Source organism: Streptomyces sp. WMMC500 (assembly GCF_027497195.1).
Taxonomy (GTDB): Bacteria; Actinomycetota; Actinomycetes; order Streptomycetales; family Streptomycetaceae; genus Streptomyces.
Map to the genome: position 1 here is coordinate 5,308,480 of NZ_CP114905.1, position 18,502 is coordinate 5,326,981.

Consider the following 18,502-nt stretch of genomic DNA (forward strand, 5'->3'; position numbering starts at 1 on the left):
AGGACACCCTTTCCCACCCCGCAGTACAAGGGTGCACGGCTCAACGACTAGCGACCCGGACACAATGTCCGGGTGAGGGGCCCACCTGAGAGGGAATTTCGATGCACTTGGTCGCCCAGCGTAATCCTGACTGCGGCTGTACCGCTAATCACCCTTGCTGTCGCGTGAGCAGGCACCTGCGTCAATCGAGCTCATATTTCTCGAACTCTCTACCGTCCTTCGGCAAGGCGACACGCATAAAGTAGCGCGCAAAGGACTGCCCAAGGTGTTCTTTGTACGGAGAAGCTAGGCGAAGTCGCGTAGCGCCGTTGCGGGCATGAGCCTGGAGGTACGGCTTTGAGATTAGAAATAGGTGATGAAACTCCACCAACGACCACGGCATTTCTGGGTCACCGTCTTTGGCGTGCAACAGGAATTGGGCGGGCATGTTTCCATCCGCGCAAGCTTTCCTAAATTTGGAGCTGCGAACAAGCCCGTTGCCCCGGGCCCTTTCCTGTATCACCAATTCGTTGTACGCGAGCACCTTGGCCACTAAGACCTGATCGATCTTGTTGTTCTCCAGATCGCAGGTTTGACTCAGAATCACTACATCGGTGACCTGAGACTCCAGTTCGATCTCCTCTTCGGCTTCATCGGATGGGTCAGTCGAAAGTTGAGCCAGATCCTCAGGGACCACCGGACGAAGAATCGAACAATCGCGAAGTATGTCTCCCTGCGACAGTTCGCCGCCCTGTACTATCTCGTACCAAGATTCATCATTCATCTGGTTCCATCGAAATTACCGCGTCCAGCTCGGCGTCTGGAGTACCGAGTAGAGCTGGTGCACGCACGATGCGAACGACCTTACCCCGATACCTTCTTCTTCTCCGTGCTTCATTTGGCTGTGTTTGCAATCGATCGGAATGAGGACCTTCCTGTAGCTTCAACACGGCATCCACCTCCGCTATTAGGCGACGGATTTCTATGTCCCGTGCAGCTAGCTTGACAGCCTCCTTGGAATAGCCATTTTGGCTGAGCATGTCAGCATAATCATAAGGTACCGAATACTCGTCGATCAGACTTTCGATCGCGCTCGCATGTCGCGAGTATGGCGCCGTATAGTGGGATGACCGCGTGGAGGAAGTCAAACGAGTGGTGTCGTGGGCTGTACGGCTAACGCTCGGCATCAAAAACCTCCCGCAACTTGTCGCCAATAATCGATTCGAACGCTAGGGATTCGCGCTTCCGCAAGTCATCCAAACGCGCGGCCACGTCCTCAAACGGAACCTTTTCTGGATAGCGCAGGTCAAAATCCAAAACAAAAGCCGCACTCTCGTCTTCTTTGCTGTCATCGCTTGCCCAGGTGAAGACGATTCTGGTGGGGTCGTCCGTATATTTATACTCCATCCTATCGAAGAACGAGGTTATTGCGCCCGGAAATCCTGTATCTGGGAGCCCTTGAGTAATTGCGAAATAGTCGCCAAAGCGAAAGCTGGATTCAGGCACGACTACTCGATTCACGTATCGCAAGCCGATTGCCGTGAGCGATGTCGGTTCGGCTGTTTTCCTATAGTGATTTAGTGTTGACAGCGTTCGGGCTCTCAGCGATTCCCAACCCTCGTAAGGAACCAGACAGTGAATCGATAGGTAGTTTTCGGCTACCGTGAGGACGCGGTTTTCGTTCTTGTAAGTAACTTTAAGCGGTCGACGCACGCTCAAATTTGCTCCACCGGCAGCGTCAGGCTCGAAGCTGGCCTCTACTCCCTCTTTCGTTTCCGGAGGATCGGGGTATTCGGGCCGAATCGCTTCGTAAAAAATCCCGGGGATCGTGATATTCCACGGGCGTCCGGGCTCAAATGCGAAAGAACAGAGGGCTTCAACTACCGGAGGATTTCGATACCTGCGCCGCTCGTAACTGCCAGCCGGGCTGTCCGAGTTCACTGATTCCTCCAGGTCCGAGCGCCAACCGGTTCACCCTATGCATCGCTATGATGCCGCACTATCGTGCTCCTGTCGTCCCTCATGTCACACTTCCCCATGGGCAACGCAGTCGAACGCATGAGCGGTAGTGGATCACCCGGTGCAAGGGATCCACTCTTGAGGGCGGCTCTGCTGCGGAGGCTGCGGAAAGCGATCACGGCGGGGTGGAATTGATCACCGTCCTCTACTGATCACTAGCAAGTCTGCGCCCCAAGGCGATGTCAGCGGCTGCCGAAGCCCACGGACTGAACCCCAGCCCACAACGACTGAGTTGTACAGCTAGAAGGACGCCGTCGCTAGGGCCGAACGGGGTCCAACGGGACGCAGTCACCTTGGGCGGGGAGTAGCGGACGGCTGGTGGGGGCATGTCGCCGAACCCCTCGCCCCATTCTGGCCAGCGTCAACGGAAGGCCTCAGTGTCCTCTGCGGTCTCGGTTGTGGTCTCGGTTGTTCCTGTGTTCGACATCGTCCGCGGGCATCCGCTGAGAGCTGAAGCCTCGTGTGAACTCCGACACTCCACTCGCTTCAGACGTAGGTGGAAGCTAGTGGAACGGGTTCGGACAACTTGTAAAGCGTAGGTCGTCGGTTCGAATCCGACAGGGGGCTCCGACGAGCCCGGGTCAGAAGGCGTGACCTGCGCCTTTTCGTGCGCCTGGGGGAACGCCGGGCGCGCTCAGCTGACTGTGACCGGCAGGCTGGCGATGCCGTTCAGCAGCAGGCTGAGGAGCCGCTCCGGTTCGGTGTCCGGATCGGCCAACCGCAGCTCGGGAAACCGCCGCACCAGGCTGCCGACCGCGATGACGCCCTCCAGCCTGGCCAACGGCGCACCCAGGCAGTGATGCAGGCCGTGCCCGAAGGCCAGGTGCGGCGCGGCGGCCCGGGTGGCGTCGAACCGGTCCGGCTCGGCGAACCGCGCCGGGTCGCGGTTGACGGCCAGCAGCGCCGGCATCACGACGTCACCGGCGGGAATGGTGACCCCACCGACGGTGATCGGTGCGGTGGCGACCGAGGGGACGGGCACCTGCTTCGGCCCGTCGTGTCGCAACTGCTCCTCGATGACCGCGGGGAGCCGGTCGGGCTCAGCACGCACGAGCCGCATCTGTTCCGGGCGGGACAGCAGGGCGTACGCGGCGCCGCTGATCAGGTTGACCGTCGTCTCGTGCCCCGCCACGAGCAGCAGGAACACCATCGAACTGAGCTCGTCCTCGGACAACCGGTCGCCACCGTCGTGCACCTGTATCAGCGCCGACAACAGGTCGTCGGCGGGAGTGCGGCGCTTGTCCGAGATCAGGCCGCGCACGTAGGCGACCATGTCCTCGGCCGCGCGCAGGTAGGTGTCGGCAGGGCGCATCGAGGCGTTGACGATGACTGACGACCAGCCGCGGAACGCGTCGCGGTCGTCCACCGGGACTCCCAGCAGCTCGGCGATCACGGTGATCGGCAGCGGGTAGCCGAAGGCGGCGACGAGGTCGACCGGCGAACCGTCCGCGCCGGTGCGTTCCAGGTCGTCGAGCAGCCCGTCGGTGATCTCCTGGATGCCGGGGCGGAGTGTCTCGATGCGGCGGACGGTGAACGCCGCCGTCACCAGTTTGCGCAGCCGGGTGTGCTCCGGCGGGTTGGAAGTGAGCAGGTTCGTGTACATGGCGGCGCTCAGGTCGGCAGGCAAGACATCCCGGTGCGGTACGGCCTGCCGGCTCCTGGCCATCGCGGGGTGCGCGAACACTTCCCGGGCCTCGGCGTAACCGGTGACCAGCCACACGGGCTGGCCGGTGAACAACGTGAGGCGCTGCACCGGACCGGAGTCCGTGAGCGCTGCGAGGGCGGCGTGCCGGGCTGTCCCGGTGGTCTCGGTGAACGGCGAGGGAGCTGCGTTGTCAACGGTCATCAAAGTCTCCTACGGGGGGTGGGCATGCGATCTCCCGTACGGGCGCACTTGTGTGTCCCGGAGCGGGCCATGTGTGCACCGAACCCGGGCTTCTCGGTGCCGGGGGAGGCGGTACGTCAGGACGGGCGGTACGTCAGGACGGGGTGTCGAGGAAGTTGCGGATGCGGAGGACGAGTTCGGTCGGCTTCTCGAAGAGCACGAGATGTCCGCTCTCGATCTCGGTGTAGTCGCTGCCGGGGATCGCCTCGTGCACGGCGCGGGCGTTCTCGACCGGTATCAGTTGGTCGAGGGTGCACCCGATCACCAGCGTGGGGGCGGTGATGCGGGGGAGCTCGTCGCGTATGTCGATGCGCAGGTCGAGGGCGATCTGGCGACGGGTGCCGTGGGCGGGTTCGACCGAGCGGAGTCCGGTGAGCCCGTCGGGCCCCAGACCGCTGAGGAAGGCCGGGCTGAAGGCCAGCAGCGGGACGACCGCCGAGGTCAGCTCGGGCGAGGCGGCCATCACCTCGCCCCAGGTCTCCAGGCCGAGCCGGAGCCGGGGGTCCTCGCTGTGCGTCCAGCCGGCGATGAGCACGAGTCGCCGTACGAGATCGGGCCGGCGGGCCGCGATGCTCGCGGCCACCACGGCGCCGAGTGAGAAGCCCACCAGGTCGACCGGTCCGTTCGCGCCGTCCCGCGTCGCCGCGACGACCTGGTCCACCAGGAGGTCGAGCGTCAGGTCTCCGGCGGGTGCGGTGGTCTTGCCGCAGCCGGCGTAGTCAGGGGTGATGACGGTCCGGTCGCCGGTGAAGTGCTCCACGATGTGGCCGTAGTTCGTCGCGGCGTCCAGGCTGGTGCCGTGCACCAGGACCAGCCCTGGGCCGTTGCCGCTGATCGTGTAGTGCACTTCGGTGCCGGAGGCGTGGGCTACGGGCATGGGTGGGATTCCGTCCTTCGGTTGCATCGTCGGCCCTCGACGAGATCAGCGTGGCCGTCACGATCGCCACGACCGCCCGCCCGGGGTCAGCCTCGCCGTCGTCGACGGGCTTCGCGTGAAGAGTCGTCAAGTACCACGGCACCCGGGCCGAAAGGGTTCATGACCCGGCCGGGGTACGACACGGCGGGGGCCTTTACCGGGCGGTTGAACCGTTCCTCCGGCGCGCACGTTGTTTCCCGTGTGCCCTCTCCGGCCGCAAAGGGAGGCATGGATCTGTCGCACAGACGACCAGGCCGGTGGCATGGAAGATCACCGTGGCTCAGCAGCGAACGGAGAACGACGATGAGCAATCAAGGTGGGGGTCGTGGGAACGCGCCCCAGCCGTGGGATGACAGGCAGCCGCCGTCATTCGATGAGTGGCGGGCACGTGTGCCCGAACCCATCAGGGACATGCCAGCGGACAGGTCGCGGCGATATGCGGTGCCCGCCGGGACAAGCGCCGGGGCCGACCAGGGCATCGCACCGGAAGCGGGGTACCAAGGTAATCTAGGGGCGTGGGTGAATTCCCCGTACCCCAACAGCGCGCTCTACGCTGCCCAACAGCGATTCGCCCGACAACACGGCGACCCACAGCCTCAGGGGCAGACGGACGTTTCGCAGAGCTATCAGGCATATCCGACGTATGACCCGGCCCAGACTTGGACCTCGGCGCTGCCGGCCCCCGGCGCGCGGGATTCGATGTTGGATCCGATGGCGGCCGAGTACGCGCTCGGCGAGCGGCCGACGGTACCACCCCTGCAGACGAACTTCTCGTGGGCGAATCAGGCGTATCCGACGAATGCCCCACAGACTCCGTCTACTCTGCACAGCGCGCAGACCGGCTCGTCGTTTCCGGTTTCCCCCATGTCTCCCACCACGGGGCCGTCGGGCTACGGGTACGGGCAGCCGAGTTCGATATTCCCGGACCAAGTGGCGGCTCAGTCCGCGATCGGCCAACAGCCCGCATCAAGCCGTTCCGCACGAGGCGGTTACACACAGGCCGAGCTGCGCGAACACGCGCGCCGGGTGCCAGCTCGACGACCTGTTCCGGTCGAACAGTCCAGCGGAACCTCGAAGAAGAAGGCGCGGCGCTGAACGCCTCCCGTCGTGAGGACAGGGCGGTCTCGATGGCGGGCACCTCCGCCCCAGCGGCGTCACGCCGGGCCGCCGGGCGCCTCGGAGACCGGGAACTGAAGGTTCCTCATCCTGTGCCCCCGGGCTGAGTGCGGGAGCGTGACGTGGCAGGGCTCCTGGTCGTTGCGCTGGTGATCTCACTCATCAACGTTTCGGCACAGGAGCCCTGTTGGTTCCGTGTCGTGCCATGGCTCCAGAGTCCCGGCGGGTCTGCGGCCCGGTCCGGTGAACACGGTCAGCGGCGCTCGGGGTCAGGGAGGCCGAAGCGGGCACCCGCGGTCCCAGCCGGTGCCTGGTCGTCGTACGCCGGGATTCCCCCCGCGCGCTTGTCGTGGTCGACGGCGCGGATCAGTTCGGTGGTGACGCCGTTTTTCTCCCTTTCGGTGCGGCTCTTGTCGACGAGTTCTTCGGTGTACCTGATCTGGGGAAGGCCGGAATGAGTTCCACGACTCGGCGTGGTCGGTGAGGGGCTGGAGTTCGTGTGGGTGTGTGTTCGTCAGGGTTTCGTAAGGCCGGAGGGTCTGTGAATTCTCTTTCCGGGAGCGTCGGATGGGGGTATGCACTTGCGTATCCGTCCTCCGTCTTTTTCGGGGCGTCTGCACGATGCCCGTACCGCTACTGTCGTCGGGCGGCTGCTCGGGCTGGCGGTACTCGTTCTGTTCCTCACCGGGCTGGTCAGCCATCTGCTGCAGGAGCCGCCGGGGTGGCTGATCGGGCATCTGCCGACCAGGCCGGTGTCGGGGTACCGCGTCACCCAGGGGCTCCATGTCATCAGCGGGATCGCGACGATCCCGCTGCTGCTGGTGAAGCTGTGGACGGTGTATCCGCGGCTGTTCACCTGGCCTGCGGTGCGCGGGGTCGGGCACGCGCTGGAGCGCCTGTCGATCGCGGTGCTGGTCGGGGCGATGACCCTGGAGCTGTTCATAGGACTGCTCAACACCGCGAAGTGGTACCCCTGGCCGTTCTCCTTCCGGCCGGTGCACTACGCCCTGGCCTGGGTGATCGTCGGCGCGTTGCTGGTGCACGTGGCCGTCAAGGCGCCGCAGATCGCGGCCCACTGGCGCCGCCCCCGCACCCCGGCTCGCCCGCAGCCGGAAGCCGCACCCGCCGCACCCGCGAGAGCGGACGGGCCGGCCATGCCGGAGGCGCCGGGCGGGGCGGGTGGGGATGAAGAGGAGCGCGCTGTCCAGGCCGACCGCCGGTCCCTGCTGGTCGGCCTCGGCGTGGCGGTGGGCACGGTGACCGCCGTGACGGCGGGCCAGTCGGTGACCCCTCTGGCCCGCCTGAACCTGCTGGCCCCACGCCACCCCGACCACGGACAGCAGGGGCTGCCCGTCAACCGCACCGCCCGTGCCGCCGGCATCACCCGCCAGGCCGTCACGGACTGGCGGCTGAAAGTCGACGGGCCCACCGGCTACGAGCTGACCCTCGAACAGCTACGCGCTCTGCCGCAGCACTCCGCGACCCTGCCCATCGCCTGCGTCGAGGGCTGGTCGAAGTCGGCCCACTGGGAAGGCGTACGGATCAAAGACCTGCTGCACCGCGCCGGACTGCCCGACGGCGCCCGGCTGCGCGTCATATCACTGCAGACCCGCGGCGGATACGGCATCACCGAGATGGACCACACCTACACCCGCGACGACCTGACCCTGCTCGCACTGCGGCTCAACGGCGACGTCCTGACCCCCGACCACGGCTACCCCGCCCGCGTCATCGCCCCCAACCGCCCCGGCGTCATGCAGACCAAATGGGTCACCCGCCTGGAAGTGATCCCCGCATGAAACCCACCCCGATGACCACGATGACCGTGATCCGCCTGCTCCTGATCACCACCGGCCTCGTCCTGGCAGCAGTCGGCGTCGAACACCTCCTCACCGAGACCCGGGCGGGCACCGCCCGCGACGTACTGCTGTGGGCCACCGCCACCCTCGTCCTCCACGACGGAGCACTGGCACCGGCAACACTCGCCACCGGACTCCTCCTGGCCGGAACGAAACTACGCGGCGTGTGGCGCGCCGGACTGCTCACCGCCGGGGCGGTCACCCTCGTAGCACTACCCGTACTACTCCGCCCCGGCCGGCCCACCGACCCCTCCGTGCTCCCTCTCAACTACCCACTCGGCCTGGCCACCGTCCTCACCGTCATCGCGGTGGTCACCGCCGCAACAGCAGCCTGGCACCATCACCGACGCCACCGCCGACGGTCCCCTCAGCCCGAGCCGGAACGGGGCGCCCGCGGCGATGCCGGTGATGCCGAAGTGGGTGCGGCTGATCTCGGTGGTGGAAGAGAAGCGTGAACGCGGCCGGCGAGGTGCCGGACGACGACGGAGACCTCGGCGTGCATCGGGCCGGCCGTTCGGGTGCCGGCCCGGTAAGCGGGGATGATCTCGGTCTGCGTGGCAATGGGGAGTTTCTCGCGACAATGAAAACGGGCCTCCCGGTAGCTCGGCCGACTCGCGTCGCCGAGCTACCGGGAGGCCCTGCCTTTCGGCTATGCCGAAGCGCTGCCGTAAAGAGGTGAGCCTGACAAATTCAGCTTATCGGGAACCCCCGCTTCCTCGCTTCGGCTTGGAACTCGTCCTGGAGGAAGCGAGCCGGGAGACTGCGGAGTGATAGGTGCTCCTGCTGTCATCACTCCGGGCGGAACCCCGGGCGGAATAGTAGCTGGTGCTGGTGCTGGGCAGGGTCTCCCCGGCACTTCCGCCGATGCTGTTGTCCGCCTGGCTTCCGGCGGGACTCATCGACCGAGGGCTGTCGACGTATCCCTGTCCAAGCTGGCCGTACATGGCGGCAATGGTCGGCTGAGTGGGGTCCGGGCTGTCCCCTTGGCTCCAATGCCGAACCGGGGCGGGGTACCTGGGGGGCGGAGCGTCGCGATGGGAGTCCGCGCGTGCCGGGGCCCGGGGGGCGGGAGCCTGGCCGGGGTCGTGCGTGGCGTAGGCGGGCGGCTGCGCCATGTGTCCCTGCGGCTGGTAGTAGTCGGGCAGGCTTTGGTTGGAGGCGTCGCCGGAGCCGGGAACCGCAGCAACCTGCTGTGCGTACGCGCTGTAGTCATGGGCCGGTTGTGCGGGGCCTCCCCACTGGCTGGTGTGGGAGTTGTCGCCACTGCCGCCGCTGCCGGACCGAGGTGAGGGCATCCGGTGTCTCCTTTCGTGGGCTTGTCGAGGCGTCCGCCTCTCCAGGCACCACGTTCGGTCGCCACGAGCGGTTCACCGGTGGCCGCCGACGCCCGGGCGACCGCCGGCCGTGGTTCGGCTGCCGCTCGCCGCCCTTGCGCCGCGGGCCGCGGGCCGCGGCCCGTCCCGTACCTGAGCGGACGGACCCGCCGTCGTCAGCCGTGGTCGCGGAGGTAGCGGACCAGGCCGGCGACGTCGTCGGGGACCAGGCGTCCGATGGCGCCGCTGGAGTAGACCGCCGTGATCACCGTGCCGTCCGGGGCCAGCACGAACCCGGTGGACTGCAGGTACCGCCGCTCGCCGGGCGCGTCGTTGACGTAGGCACCCGTGGCTTCGGCCACTTCGCCGGCGTCGGCGCCGTACCCCACGGGGAAGTCCAGGCGGTGCTTCTCGACGAGCGCGCGAGTGGTCTCCTCGTCGTCGACGGAGAGCGCGGCGACCCGCACGTTGAGCCATAGCAGGGTGTCGGCGGCGCGCCGGAAGGCGGCAAGCTGGGCGTTGCAGTACGGGCACCAGGACCCGCGGTAGAGGAGAACGACTCCGAAGTGTCCGGCGAGGTCGTCCGGGAGGGACAGGGTCCCGCTGCCCCCGATCGCCGGAATCCGGAGTTCGGGGAAGTGCTGGCCGTTGCTGAGCCGCGTCATGGTGTGCGTCCCTGCTCTCAAGGTCTGTTGCCGGACTGATCCGTTCGACCGTAGGCAGCAGCAAACTGGACTATCAAGTCCAGTTTGGCTAGCGTAAGAATCATGAAAGGTGTGCGGCAGGAGCCGAGGCTGACCCGTCGGGGTGCGGCGACCAAGGGGCGCATCGTGGCGGCCGCCGCCGAGCTGGTGCGCGAGAGCGGGGCGGCCGGAACGAGCCTGGACGACGTGATGGCGGCCAGCGGCACCAGCAAGTCTCAGCTCTACCACTACTTCGCAGACAAGAGCGACCTGCTCCGGGCGATCGCCCGGCACCAGGTGGAGCAGGTGATGGAGGCCCAGCGCCCGGAACTGGAAGCGCTGGACACCCTGGCCGCCCTGCGCGGCTGGCGCGACAAGATCGTCGCCATCCAGAACGAGCTGGGTTACGTCGGCGGATGCCCGCTCGGCTCCCTCGCCAGCGAGCTCGCCGACGGCGACGCGCGGACGCGTGGCGTCCTGCAGGAGTGCTTCGCCGCCTGGGAGGCCCCGCTGCGCGCCGGTCTCACCGCCATGCGGGACCGCGGAGAGCTGCGGCCGGGTGCGGACCCGGAGGCCCTCGCCGAAGCCCTGATGGCCGCGCTGCAGGGCGGGCTGCTGCTGACCAAGACCCACCGCACGAGCCGTCCGCTCGCACGCGCCCTGGACATGGCCATCGAGCACGTGGCCCGGTCCGCGGAACCGGGGTGAGCGACGGCCCCGGCCCCGCCGGGCGGCGTGGGCGGGACCGGCGCTCCGCGGGGACGGGGGCCTCTGCCGGACCGTGGGCACCTCCGCCGGACCGGCCGGCACCCGGGCGCCCGCGCAGGCGTGGGACGTCATCCACGACATCGGTGGGTGAGCGGCCCGGCGTCGCCGAGCCGGCCCCTTGGGCGGCACGGACCGCAACGGCGGCCGGCCGTACGATCGCCACGTGACCCGGCCCAGCGACCCCCGGCGGACGCCCGTGACGGCCTTCGGAGCTCTGTTGCGGCAGCTCCGGACCGCGCGGTCCCTCACGCAGGACGAGCTCGCCCGGCGGGCCGGGATGACGGCGAAGGCGGTCGGCCTCCTGGAGCGCGGTGAACGGCGACGGCCTTACCCGCACTCCGTGCGCGCACTCGCCGACGCGCTCGCTCTCGACGACGCGCAGCGCGACGAGCTGATCGGCACCGTGCGGGACCGGGCGACGCCCGCACCCGTGCCTCGCGACCCGGCCCTCCCGGATTGGGCCCTCCCGGACCGGGTCGTCCCGGGTCCGGCCGTCCCGGTGTTCGGCCGGGACGAGGAAGAGGCCGCCGTCGCGGCTGCCCTGGAGGTGCCGTACCGCCGGATCGTCACGCTGACCGGGCCGGGGGGAGTCGGCAAGACGACCCTCGCGCTCGCCGTCGCGGACCGGGTCCGCGCACGCTTCCCCGGCGGCGTCGTGGTCGTCGAGCTGGCCGGCGTCACCGGACCGGAGGGCGTCCTGCCCGCCATCGCCACCGCACTCGACCTCCCTGAGCCCGACGCCGAGGAGACCGCTGAGTCGCTTGCCTCCGTCGTCGCCGGCCGCCGGATGCTGCTGGTCCTGGACAACCTCGAACACGTGCTGTCCTGCGCTCCCCGGCTGGCGGCCCTGGTCCGGTCCTGCCCGGAGCTCGTCGTGCTCGCCACCAGCCGGGCGCGGCTGCGGCTGCGGATCGAGCAGGAGGTACGCGTCGCCCCGCTCACGCCGCCCGCCGCCGCGCGCCTGTTCGCGGACCGGGCGTACGCCGCCGGGCTGGTGCTCGACGACGAGACGACCGCCGCGCCCGTGGCCGCTCTCGTGGAACGGGCCGACGGGCTGCCACTCGCGGTGGAGCTCGCCGCTTCGGCGGCGGCGCTGTTCGGTCCGGCCGCGCTGCTCGCGCGTCTCGACGCGCTCCCCGCGCCGGCCCCGCGAGAGCTCCCTGACCGCCAGCGGAGCATGTCCGCGACACTCGCCTGGAGCCATGACCTCCTCAGCGCCCCGGCCCGCGCGGTCCTGGCCTGCCTGTCGGTGTGCGCCGGGACGTTCTCGCTCGCCGTCGCCGAGGAGGTCGGAGGCGACGACCCCGATGTCGTGCTGCCCGCGCTGGGCGAGTTGCTGGAGCACTCCATGGTGGCCCGGGCACCGGAGGTCGAGGGTGTCGCGCGGTTCCGCCTCCTGGAGCCGATCCGCCGGGACGCGGCCACGCGGCTCGCGCCTGCCGACCGCGCCCGTGCACGGTTCGGGCTGGCCCGGGCGATGCTGGAACAGGGCCGCCGGCTGGTCGGTGACCTGCGTGGCGCGGGACAGGTGTCCGCGCTGCGGCACCTTGAGGCCGACCTCGGAAACCTCCGTGTCGCGTTCTCCGCGATGCTCGACGAGGCGCGCCACGAGGACGCGGCGGAACTGGTGTGGCTGGTCTGGCAGTTCCTCGTCATCCGCGGCCACGCCCGGGACGGCCGGGAGTGGACCTCAAGGCTCGCGTCCCGCCCGGTCGACGACGTCGGCCGGGCGCGGCTGCTGATCGCGCGGTCCGCGCTGCAGCACGGGGCCGACCGCCGACGGGCCTGCGATCTGGCCCGTGACGCACTGGTCGTCGCCCGGCGGATCGGAGCGGGCGGCCTGGCGGCCGAGGCCGCCACGCTGGCCATGACCCACGCCTACTTCGCGTCCGATCTCGGCGTCTGCGCCGAGTTGCTGGACGTGGCCGAGGCGGAGAACGCCGCGGCGGGCGTCTCATGGTGGAGCAGCTACCGGCCGGCGGTGCGCGGTCGCCTCGCCGAGGAGGCGGACGACACCGACGCCGCCGACCGCTTCCACCGCGAAGCTGAGGCCGTGGCCCGCCGGAGCGGCAACGCGCTGGAACTCACGACCGTGCTCGCCATCCGCGGGATCCGGGCGAGCCGGCTCGGCTTCGCGACGGAGGCGGCAACGCTGCTCCGGGAGGCGGTCGAGCTTGCGGTGGACTCCGGGAACACGTGGTCGATGACCTACGTCCTCTCCCCGCTCGTCGATGTGGCCGTGCGGCTGGGGGAACACGTCATCGCCGCGCGGCTGACGGGGGCTGCCTCCTCCTACGCCGTCGAGCGCGCCGCCGCCGAGGTTGCGGAGGCCCACCGGGTGCGCGACGCCACGGCCCTGGTCCGGGCCAGTCTCGGCGCGGCGGACTTCGAGCGCGCGTGGCGGCTCGGCTGTGCGGCTGCTCCCGCGGATGTCGCCGGCTGGGCCGGGGAGATGCACCGCCGGGCCGCGGCCTGAAGACCATCCGGCCACGCGACGACGATCGTCCGTGGGGGCCTGGGATGTGGGTCCGGTGTGGGTCCGGTGTGGGTGTCGTCCGCAGCGCGACGGGTGGAGGGTGGCAGGGGTCCGTGCGCGTCACGGGTCGAGGCGGAACCACTGCCACGCGGCGCGCGGACCACGACGCGGCCGGGCACCGACGTGCCCGGCCGGCCACGAGAGGACAAGCACCATGCCGGAGAGCGTCCTGGACGCGCTGTGTTCCGCCATCAACTCGCACGATCCCCGGCAGGTGGCCGCGTGCTTCACCGCGGACTTCAACTGCGAGCGGCCATTGCGGCCGTACGAGGGGTTCGTCGGCCACGACCGGGTACAGGAGAACTGGACCCGCATCTTCGCCGGCATCTCCGATCTGCGGGCCGAGATCCTGCGCCACGTCCGCGACGGCGACGAGATCTGGTCGGAGTGGGAGATGCGCGGCACCGGGCCGGGCGGCGGGACGGCGCTCCTGCGCGGGCCCGTCATCGTGACCGCGGCAGACGGCCGCATCGACTGGGCGCGGTTCTACCTCGACCCGGTGACCCACCGGGACGAGACGACGATCACCGTGTCCGGGGTGGTCGCCGCACCGGCCGAGCAGGTGTTCGCCGTGCTCGCCGACCCCCGCAGGCACCGCGCTCTCGACGCGAGCGGGACCATCCGGCACACCGAGGCGACCGGGTCCCTGACCGCCGTGGGGGACACCTTCATCATGGCCATGCACAACGACATGAACGGTGATTACGTCATCGAGAACCACGTGGTGGTCTACGAGGCCGGCCGCGCCATCGGCTGGGCCCCCGCCGCACCCGGGCAGCGGCCCCTCGGCCAGCGCTACACCTGGTGTCTCACGCCTCTTGAGGACGGCAGCACCGAGGTGACCCAGACCTACGACTGGTCCGGCATCACGCATCCCCCGGCGCTGCCCCACCTGCCGGTGCGGTCCGCCGACGAGCTCACCGAGTCGATCCAGCGCCTCAAGTCGGTCCTGACCTGAGCACCATGGAGCCCCTCGCCTCCGCGGGCGGCACGCGCCGTGGAAGGCGTGACGTCGTTCTCACGTCCAGGCCCTGAGCCGGTCCGCCGGCGACGTGCGGCCACCGTCTCTTCGTCAGTCCACACGACTCACGATGACCAACGGTGGCCGCATCCATGCGTGCACCCGCCCTGACCGGCAAGACCACGACCTGCAGCCGGAGTGCTCACGCACCCACATGGTCCAGGAGGGCCGACACCGGTCACCGCGCCCGGGCGCCGCCGGTGTCAGACCCGGTCACGGTCGTCGTCCGGGCTGTCGGTGGGCGCCTTGAGGCCGTCCAGGTGCCGGCGGAGGCGTTTGGCATCACGCGGGCTGCTCCTGCCGTACATCTCCAGGGCCTGGGCGTGGAACCGGGCGGCGTCTGCGAGGCGGTGTTGCTCCCGGGCGATGTCGCCGAGCATCTCCCGTACGCGGGCGATCCAGCGTGACGACCCGACGGCGACGAACTCGTCGTGGGCCAGGCGCAGATCGTACAGGGCGGTGGCGTAGTCGCCGTCATGTGCTTGGGCCCGGCCGAGCCAGGCCAGGGCACGAGCGGCGTCGAAGGCATGGCGCTCCGCGACGAGGGCGGCGCGCGCCTCGCTCAGGAGTGTGATCGCCTCGGTGGGGCGGTCGCGGACGAGGGCCACCCGCCCCAGGCAGACGTCGCAGAGCGCGACCCCGCGTACGTCGCCGAGCGTGCGGAGCAGCCCGCGGGCGCGGCGCAGGAACGGCTCCGACTGACGGGGGTGGTTCGCGTCCAGGTGGGTGCCGCCGAGTTCGTACAGGGCCCGGGCGACGCCGAGTTCGTCCCCGGCGGTCCTGGCCGCGGCGATGACCCGGGTGAAGGCGACGGTGGCCTGTGCATGCCGGCCGGCGTTGCGCAGGGCGACACCCCAGGTGCGAAGGATCTCGCGCTGCGCCGACGCGTGGCCGCACCGCTGGGCGGCGTCGTACGCCAGCTCGTGGGCTTCGAGCCATCCGGGGTAGTGGTGGAAGGCCGTCCAGCAGGGCCTCATGGCGTGCACCAGCCGCCAGGTGCTTCCGTGCAGCCCGGCGGCGTGGGCGGCGCGGACCGCGGCCATGAGAATGGTGTGCTGGGCATCCAGCCAGGCCAGGGCTTCGGAGGCGGTGGTGAAGGCCGGTGCGTCGGCGGGCGGGTGGTGGTGGTCGCGGTCCAGGTCCCGGTAGCCGCGGTCCAGGAGGTGCGCGGCGGCCGTGGCGGCGGCCAGGAGCCAGTCCAGCGCCCGGCGCAGCGGCTCCCCGGCGACGGGGTCGGGCTCCTCGTGATCGAGGCGGTCGAGCCGGCCGAGCTGGTCGACATGTGTACGGGGATGGGTACCGACTGCGCCGCGGAGTCCGTAGACCGGGCCGCGGACCGGGTGCCTGCCGTGCCGCTCCAGCAGTCCGGCGTCCGCCAGCGCCGCCAGCGCCTCGCCCGCGGCCCGGCCGCGCAGCGCGCAGGCGGCGGCGGTCAGCTCCACGTCCACGTCGGCGAAGGGCAGCCGCGCCAGGCACCGGTGGACGTGCGCCTCGGAGTCGTCAAGTGCGGCGTGGCCGGGGTGGGATGTGTCGGTCATCGTCACCTTCTGGTCGGCTGCGGGCGTGGCGCGCGCGTGTGCATCCGTCGGCGGCGTACAAGGCTGAGCGCGACACCCCGCGCAACGGCAGACCGGTGGGCGGGGCGGCCCCGGACCGGCGGGCCGGCCCGGACCTGCGGAGCAGGGGGTGGTGGGCCGAACCCGTGACGGCCCTCACCACGGGAGCGGCTGCGGAACGGTTCAATCCGGGGTGTGCGGAGGCGCCGTCGGGGACAGCCCGCGGTGAACTGCCCGTCCCGCGCAGAACCCGTGGGTGCGCCGGAGAACTCGGTTACCGGTCCGAGGCCCGCTCAACCGCACCGCGCCGAGCACATCGTCCGCAACCACCCGGCCTTTCTCAGCCTCTCCGCGGCTCGGTGGAGCCGCACGCGCCTCGTCCGCCGTACCACGTGGTGTCCGCGTTTCTCTGCCTGTTCGTTCGCTGCCGCCGCTCGTCACCACGATCGCGACACCGACGATGATCAGCAGGAGCCAGGGTGCGGCCGCCGGCTCGATGCTCTGGCTCATCAGCGACCAGGCGGCGAGAGCGGCGATGGGGCTCTCCAGCAGGAGGAGGACGCTGACCGTCGTCGCCGGTGCTCTGCCGAGCACGAAGTTCAGCGCGCCGAGCCCCAGGAGCTGGGGCAGGATGAGCAGCCCGAGCAGGGACAGGTGCGTGGATCCGTCGAAACCTGACAGCGGGATGCCGGCCAGCCAGCAGAGGGCGAGGAGTTCCAGACTGCAGACCAGTGCGGTGAACGTCGAATACACCGGTGTGCTCACGGCTGCGCGTGCCCGTTCGCTCAGCGAGGTGTATCCGGCCAGGGCGATGGCGCCCACGAGGGCGAGAAGATCGCCCAGCAACACCGTGCTCCCGGACTGCATGTCGAGACCGGCGGCGGCGGCCGCTCCCACCACGGCGAGCGTGAGACCTGCCCACGTCCTGCCGGACGCCCGGGCGCCTTGCGCCGCGGCGATGAGGGCCTGCCAGACGGGCTGGGTGGCGACGAGCGCGGTGGACATGGCGACCGACGTCAGCCGGGTGCTCGTCATGAAGGCCGCGAAGTGGCAGGCGAGCGCGGAGGCCGCGAGGAAGCCGCAGGCCAGGGGCCGCCACTGCGCCCGGCGCAGGAGGGGTCGCTTCCCGCGCACCACGAGCACCAGTTGGCGATGGCGCAGCACCAACAGGAGCGGCACGAGGACGGCCACCCCCAGGAAGTTGCGCCAGAAGGCCATGGCAATCGGCGAGGCGGAGGCCGCGGCGGTGAGCGGAGCGGTGGCCGCGAAGGCGGTGACAGTGACCAGGGTCGCCGCCGTGGACAGCGGATCCATTCCCCACTTCGGCCGTTGGATACGGCGAGTTGTGGGAATGGCGTCCGGCAGCAGAACTTTTTCTGTCATGAGCGGGGCCACACCTCTGATGTCGGATGCGTCGGTGAGTGCGTCGAATGGTCCCGATGCCGGACGATATTCGCTCGCGGTGGTCTACGGAGTCCGGGGAGGGCCTTCCCGCCCTGAATTCGCCCCTACTACGTGGGCGCGGTGACGTCAGTTCATTCCGGTTTGGTGCGGCAAAGTCACGCAAAGTTCGGGCTGAACCTTCATGAACCCTTCCGCCGCTCTCCCCGTTGCAGTCAGCAGACGGTTGGCAGACGACGATCAGGAGCAGACATATGGCATCGCGAAGAGAGGCCGGCCGGGTTGCGGTTCACGAGGAACCGGAGAACTCCTCCGTGCGGCACGGGAATCTCGGCGTCGTTCCCCCGGACTGGTACAGGGCCACCACGTCCGACGGCGTGCCCGGCGTGCGCGTAAAGCGGCCTGATGAGGTGCTGCGCGAGCGCGCGCCCGTGCGTCCGCACCGCCGGGGCGGCGGACGCGTCAGGGCGCTGGCCGGATCCCTCGCGGCGGCGGCCGTGCTCGTCGTCGCGGTCCCCGTGGTATCCGCCGGCCCGGCCAGCGCCGCCGACTGCGCGGCCGGGTGGAACAGCTCGGCGGTCTACTGGGGGGACGACGTGGTCTCCTACGAGGGCCGCAACTGGGTGGCCAAGTGGTGGACGCTGGGCGAGGTGCCCGGCACCACCGGGGAGTGGGGGGTCTGGGCCGACCAGGGCGCCTGCGGCGGCGGGGGCGCCCCGGCGCCTGACGACCCGCCGCCCGGCGACTCGGCGCCTGACGTCCCGTCGGGGGCCGTGGTGAGCGAGGCGCAGTTCAACGAGATGTTCCCGGACCGGAACCCCCTCTATACGTACCAGGGCCTGACCGAGGCCATGGGTTCGTACCCGGCCTTCGCCAACACCGGCGACGACAGGATGAAGAGGCTGGAGGCGGCCGCGTTCCTTGCCAACGTCAGCCACGAGACGGGCGGCCTCGTCCACGTCGTGGAGCAGAACCAGGCCAACTACCCCCACTACTGCGACGCGGCCCAGTCCTACGGCTGCCCGGCCGGGCAGGCCGCGTACTACGGTCGCGGGCCCATCCAGCTCAGTTGGAACTTCAACTACAAGGCCGCCGGCGACGCGCTGGGCATCGACCTGCTCAACGACCCCTGGCGGGTGGAGCGGGAGCCGGCCGTGGCCTGGCAGACCGGTCTGTGGTACTGGATGACCCAGAGCGGCCCCGGCACCATGCCCGGGCACACGGCCATGGTCACGGGTGCCGGCTTCGGTGAGTCGATCCGCTCGATCAACGGCGCCCTGGAGTGCGACGGGGCCAACCCCGCGCAGGTCCAGAGCCGCATCGGCAACTACCAGCGTTTCACCCAGATCCTGGGCGTCACGCACGGCAACCTTCTCACCTGCTGATCCACCGCCGCAGCCGCGCGACGAGCCCCAGGGCCGCTGCCCTGGGGCTTCGCCGTCTCCTGGCC

13 protein-coding genes are annotated in these 18,502 nt (G+C 69.6%); 6 read left to right on the plus strand and 7 right to left on the minus strand.

All coding sequences use genetic code 11. From position 1 onward, the window contains the following. Positions 1-181: 181 nt before the first annotated feature. The 4 genes from O7599_RS22955 to O7599_RS22970 all read right to left on the minus strand — a co-directional run bounded on the left by O7599_RS22955 (position 182) and on the right by O7599_RS22970 (position 4,760). Positions 182-763: a hypothetical protein gene (locus O7599_RS22955; protein ID WP_281617492.1), complete on the minus strand. Its 582-nt coding sequence runs from the start codon at positions 761-763 to the stop codon at positions 182-184. A 389-nt stretch (positions 764-1,152) separates the two neighbouring features. Continuing rightward, complete coding sequence (locus tag O7599_RS22960) at positions 1,153-1,920, minus strand: TIGR04255 family protein (RefSeq protein ID WP_281617493.1); 768 nt, start codon at positions 1,918-1,920, stop codon at positions 1,153-1,155. A 712-nt stretch (positions 1,921-2,632) separates the two neighbouring features. Next, positions 2,633-3,844, minus strand: a complete 1,212-nt coding sequence (locus tag O7599_RS22965) for a cytochrome P450 (protein ID WP_281617494.1) — start codon at positions 3,842-3,844, stop codon at positions 2,633-2,635. Between the two features lie 133 nt (positions 3,845-3,977). Next, positions 3,978-4,760, minus strand: coding sequence for an alpha/beta hydrolase (locus O7599_RS22970; RefSeq protein ID WP_281617495.1), 783 nt, complete (start codon positions 4,758-4,760; stop codon positions 3,978-3,980). Positions 4,761-6,490: 1,730 nt separating this feature from the next. Here O7599_RS22970 and O7599_RS22975 point away from each other — a divergent pair. Then, the gene (locus O7599_RS22975; protein ID WP_281617496.1) at positions 6,491-7,714 is read left to right on the plus strand and encodes a molybdopterin-dependent oxidoreductase; all 1,224 of its coding nucleotides are present in this window, start codon (positions 6,491-6,493) and stop codon (positions 7,712-7,714) included. Next, complete coding sequence (locus O7599_RS22980; RefSeq protein ID WP_281617497.1) at positions 7,711-8,229, plus strand: hypothetical protein; 519 nt, start codon at positions 7,711-7,713, stop codon at positions 8,227-8,229. The genes O7599_RS22975 and O7599_RS22980 overlap by 4 nt, the downstream gene beginning before the upstream one ends. A 1,034-nt stretch (positions 8,230-9,263) precedes the next feature. On the opposite strand, the gene O7599_RS22985 is transcribed toward O7599_RS22980, so the two are convergent. After that, positions 9,264-9,752, minus strand: a complete 489-nt coding sequence (locus O7599_RS22985) for a peroxiredoxin family protein (protein WP_281617498.1) — start codon at positions 9,750-9,752, stop codon at positions 9,264-9,266. A gap of 102 nt (positions 9,753-9,854) precedes the next feature. Between O7599_RS22985 and O7599_RS22990 the strand changes: the two genes are divergently transcribed. The 3 genes from O7599_RS22990 (at position 9,855) to O7599_RS23000 (ending at position 14,032) form a co-directional block, all read left to right on the plus strand. Then, a complete protein-coding gene (locus O7599_RS22990; protein ID WP_281617499.1) occupies positions 9,855-10,478 on the plus strand; it encodes a TetR/AcrR family transcriptional regulator in 624 nt (207 codons plus the stop codon). A gap of 223 nt (positions 10,479-10,701) precedes the next feature. Continuing rightward, positions 10,702-13,014: a helix-turn-helix domain-containing protein gene (locus O7599_RS22995; RefSeq protein WP_281617500.1), complete on the plus strand. Its 2,313-nt coding sequence runs from the start codon at positions 10,702-10,704 to the stop codon at positions 13,012-13,014. A 214-nt stretch (positions 13,015-13,228) separates the two neighbouring features. Continuing rightward, positions 13,229-14,032 (plus strand): nuclear transport factor 2 family protein, encoded by an 804-nt coding sequence (locus O7599_RS23000; RefSeq protein ID WP_281617501.1) that lies wholly within the window; start codon positions 13,229-13,231, stop codon positions 14,030-14,032. A gap of 266 nt (positions 14,033-14,298) precedes the next feature. Here the strand turns inward: O7599_RS23000 and O7599_RS23005 are convergent, their stop codons facing one another. Together O7599_RS23005 and O7599_RS23010 are read right to left on the minus strand one after the other, a co-directional pair. Beyond that, positions 14,299-15,633, minus strand: coding sequence for a tetratricopeptide repeat protein (locus O7599_RS23005; protein ID WP_281617502.1), 1,335 nt, complete (start codon positions 15,631-15,633; stop codon positions 14,299-14,301). Between the two features lie 201 nt (positions 15,634-15,834). Next, positions 15,835-17,034: a DMT family transporter gene (locus O7599_RS23010; protein ID WP_281617503.1), complete on the minus strand. Its 1,200-nt coding sequence runs from the start codon at positions 17,032-17,034 to the stop codon at positions 15,835-15,837. Between the two features lie 272 nt (positions 17,035-17,306). Between O7599_RS23010 and O7599_RS23015 the strand changes: the two genes are divergently transcribed. Beyond that, a complete protein-coding gene (locus O7599_RS23015; RefSeq protein ID WP_281617504.1) occupies positions 17,307-18,437 on the plus strand; it encodes a glycoside hydrolase family 19 protein in 1,131 nt (376 codons plus the stop codon). The last annotated feature ends 65 nt before the right edge of the window (positions 18,438-18,502 follow it).

What these genes read in the sequence shown, in the direction of transcription:
- O7599_RS22955 (WP_281617492.1), bottom strand. Translation starts at nt 763, where the DNA reads ATGAATGATGAATCTTGGTACGAGATAGTACAGGGCGGCGAACTGTCG.
- O7599_RS22965 (WP_281617494.1), bottom strand. Translation starts at nt 3,844, where the DNA reads ATGACCGTTGACAACGCAGCTCCCTCGCCGTTCACCGAGACCACCGGG.
- O7599_RS22970 (WP_281617495.1), bottom strand. Translation starts at nt 4,760, where the DNA reads ATGCCCGTAGCCCACGCCTCCGGCACCGAAGTGCACTACACGATCAGC.
- O7599_RS22975 (WP_281617496.1), top strand. Translation starts at nt 6,491, where the DNA reads ATGCACTTGCGTATCCGTCCTCCGTCTTTTTCGGGGCGTCTGCACGAT.
- O7599_RS22980 (WP_281617497.1), top strand. Translation starts at nt 7,711, where the DNA reads ATGAAACCCACCCCGATGACCACGATGACCGTGATCCGCCTGCTCCTG.
- O7599_RS22985 (WP_281617498.1), bottom strand. Translation starts at nt 9,752, where the DNA reads ATGACGCGGCTCAGCAACGGCCAGCACTTCCCCGAACTCCGGATTCCG.
- O7599_RS22990 (WP_281617499.1), top strand. Translation starts at nt 9,855, where the DNA reads ATGAAAGGTGTGCGGCAGGAGCCGAGGCTGACCCGTCGGGGTGCGGCG.
- O7599_RS23000 (WP_281617501.1), top strand. Translation starts at nt 13,229, where the DNA reads ATGCCGGAGAGCGTCCTGGACGCGCTGTGTTCCGCCATCAACTCGCAC.
- O7599_RS23005 (WP_281617502.1), bottom strand. Translation starts at nt 15,633, where the DNA reads ATGACCGACACATCCCACCCCGGCCACGCCGCACTTGACGACTCCGAG.
- O7599_RS23010 (WP_281617503.1), bottom strand. Translation starts at nt 17,034, where the DNA reads ATGACAGAAAAAGTTCTGCTGCCGGACGCCATTCCCACAACTCGCCGT.
- O7599_RS23015 (WP_281617504.1), top strand. Translation starts at nt 17,307, where the DNA reads ATGGCATCGCGAAGAGAGGCCGGCCGGGTTGCGGTTCACGAGGAACCG.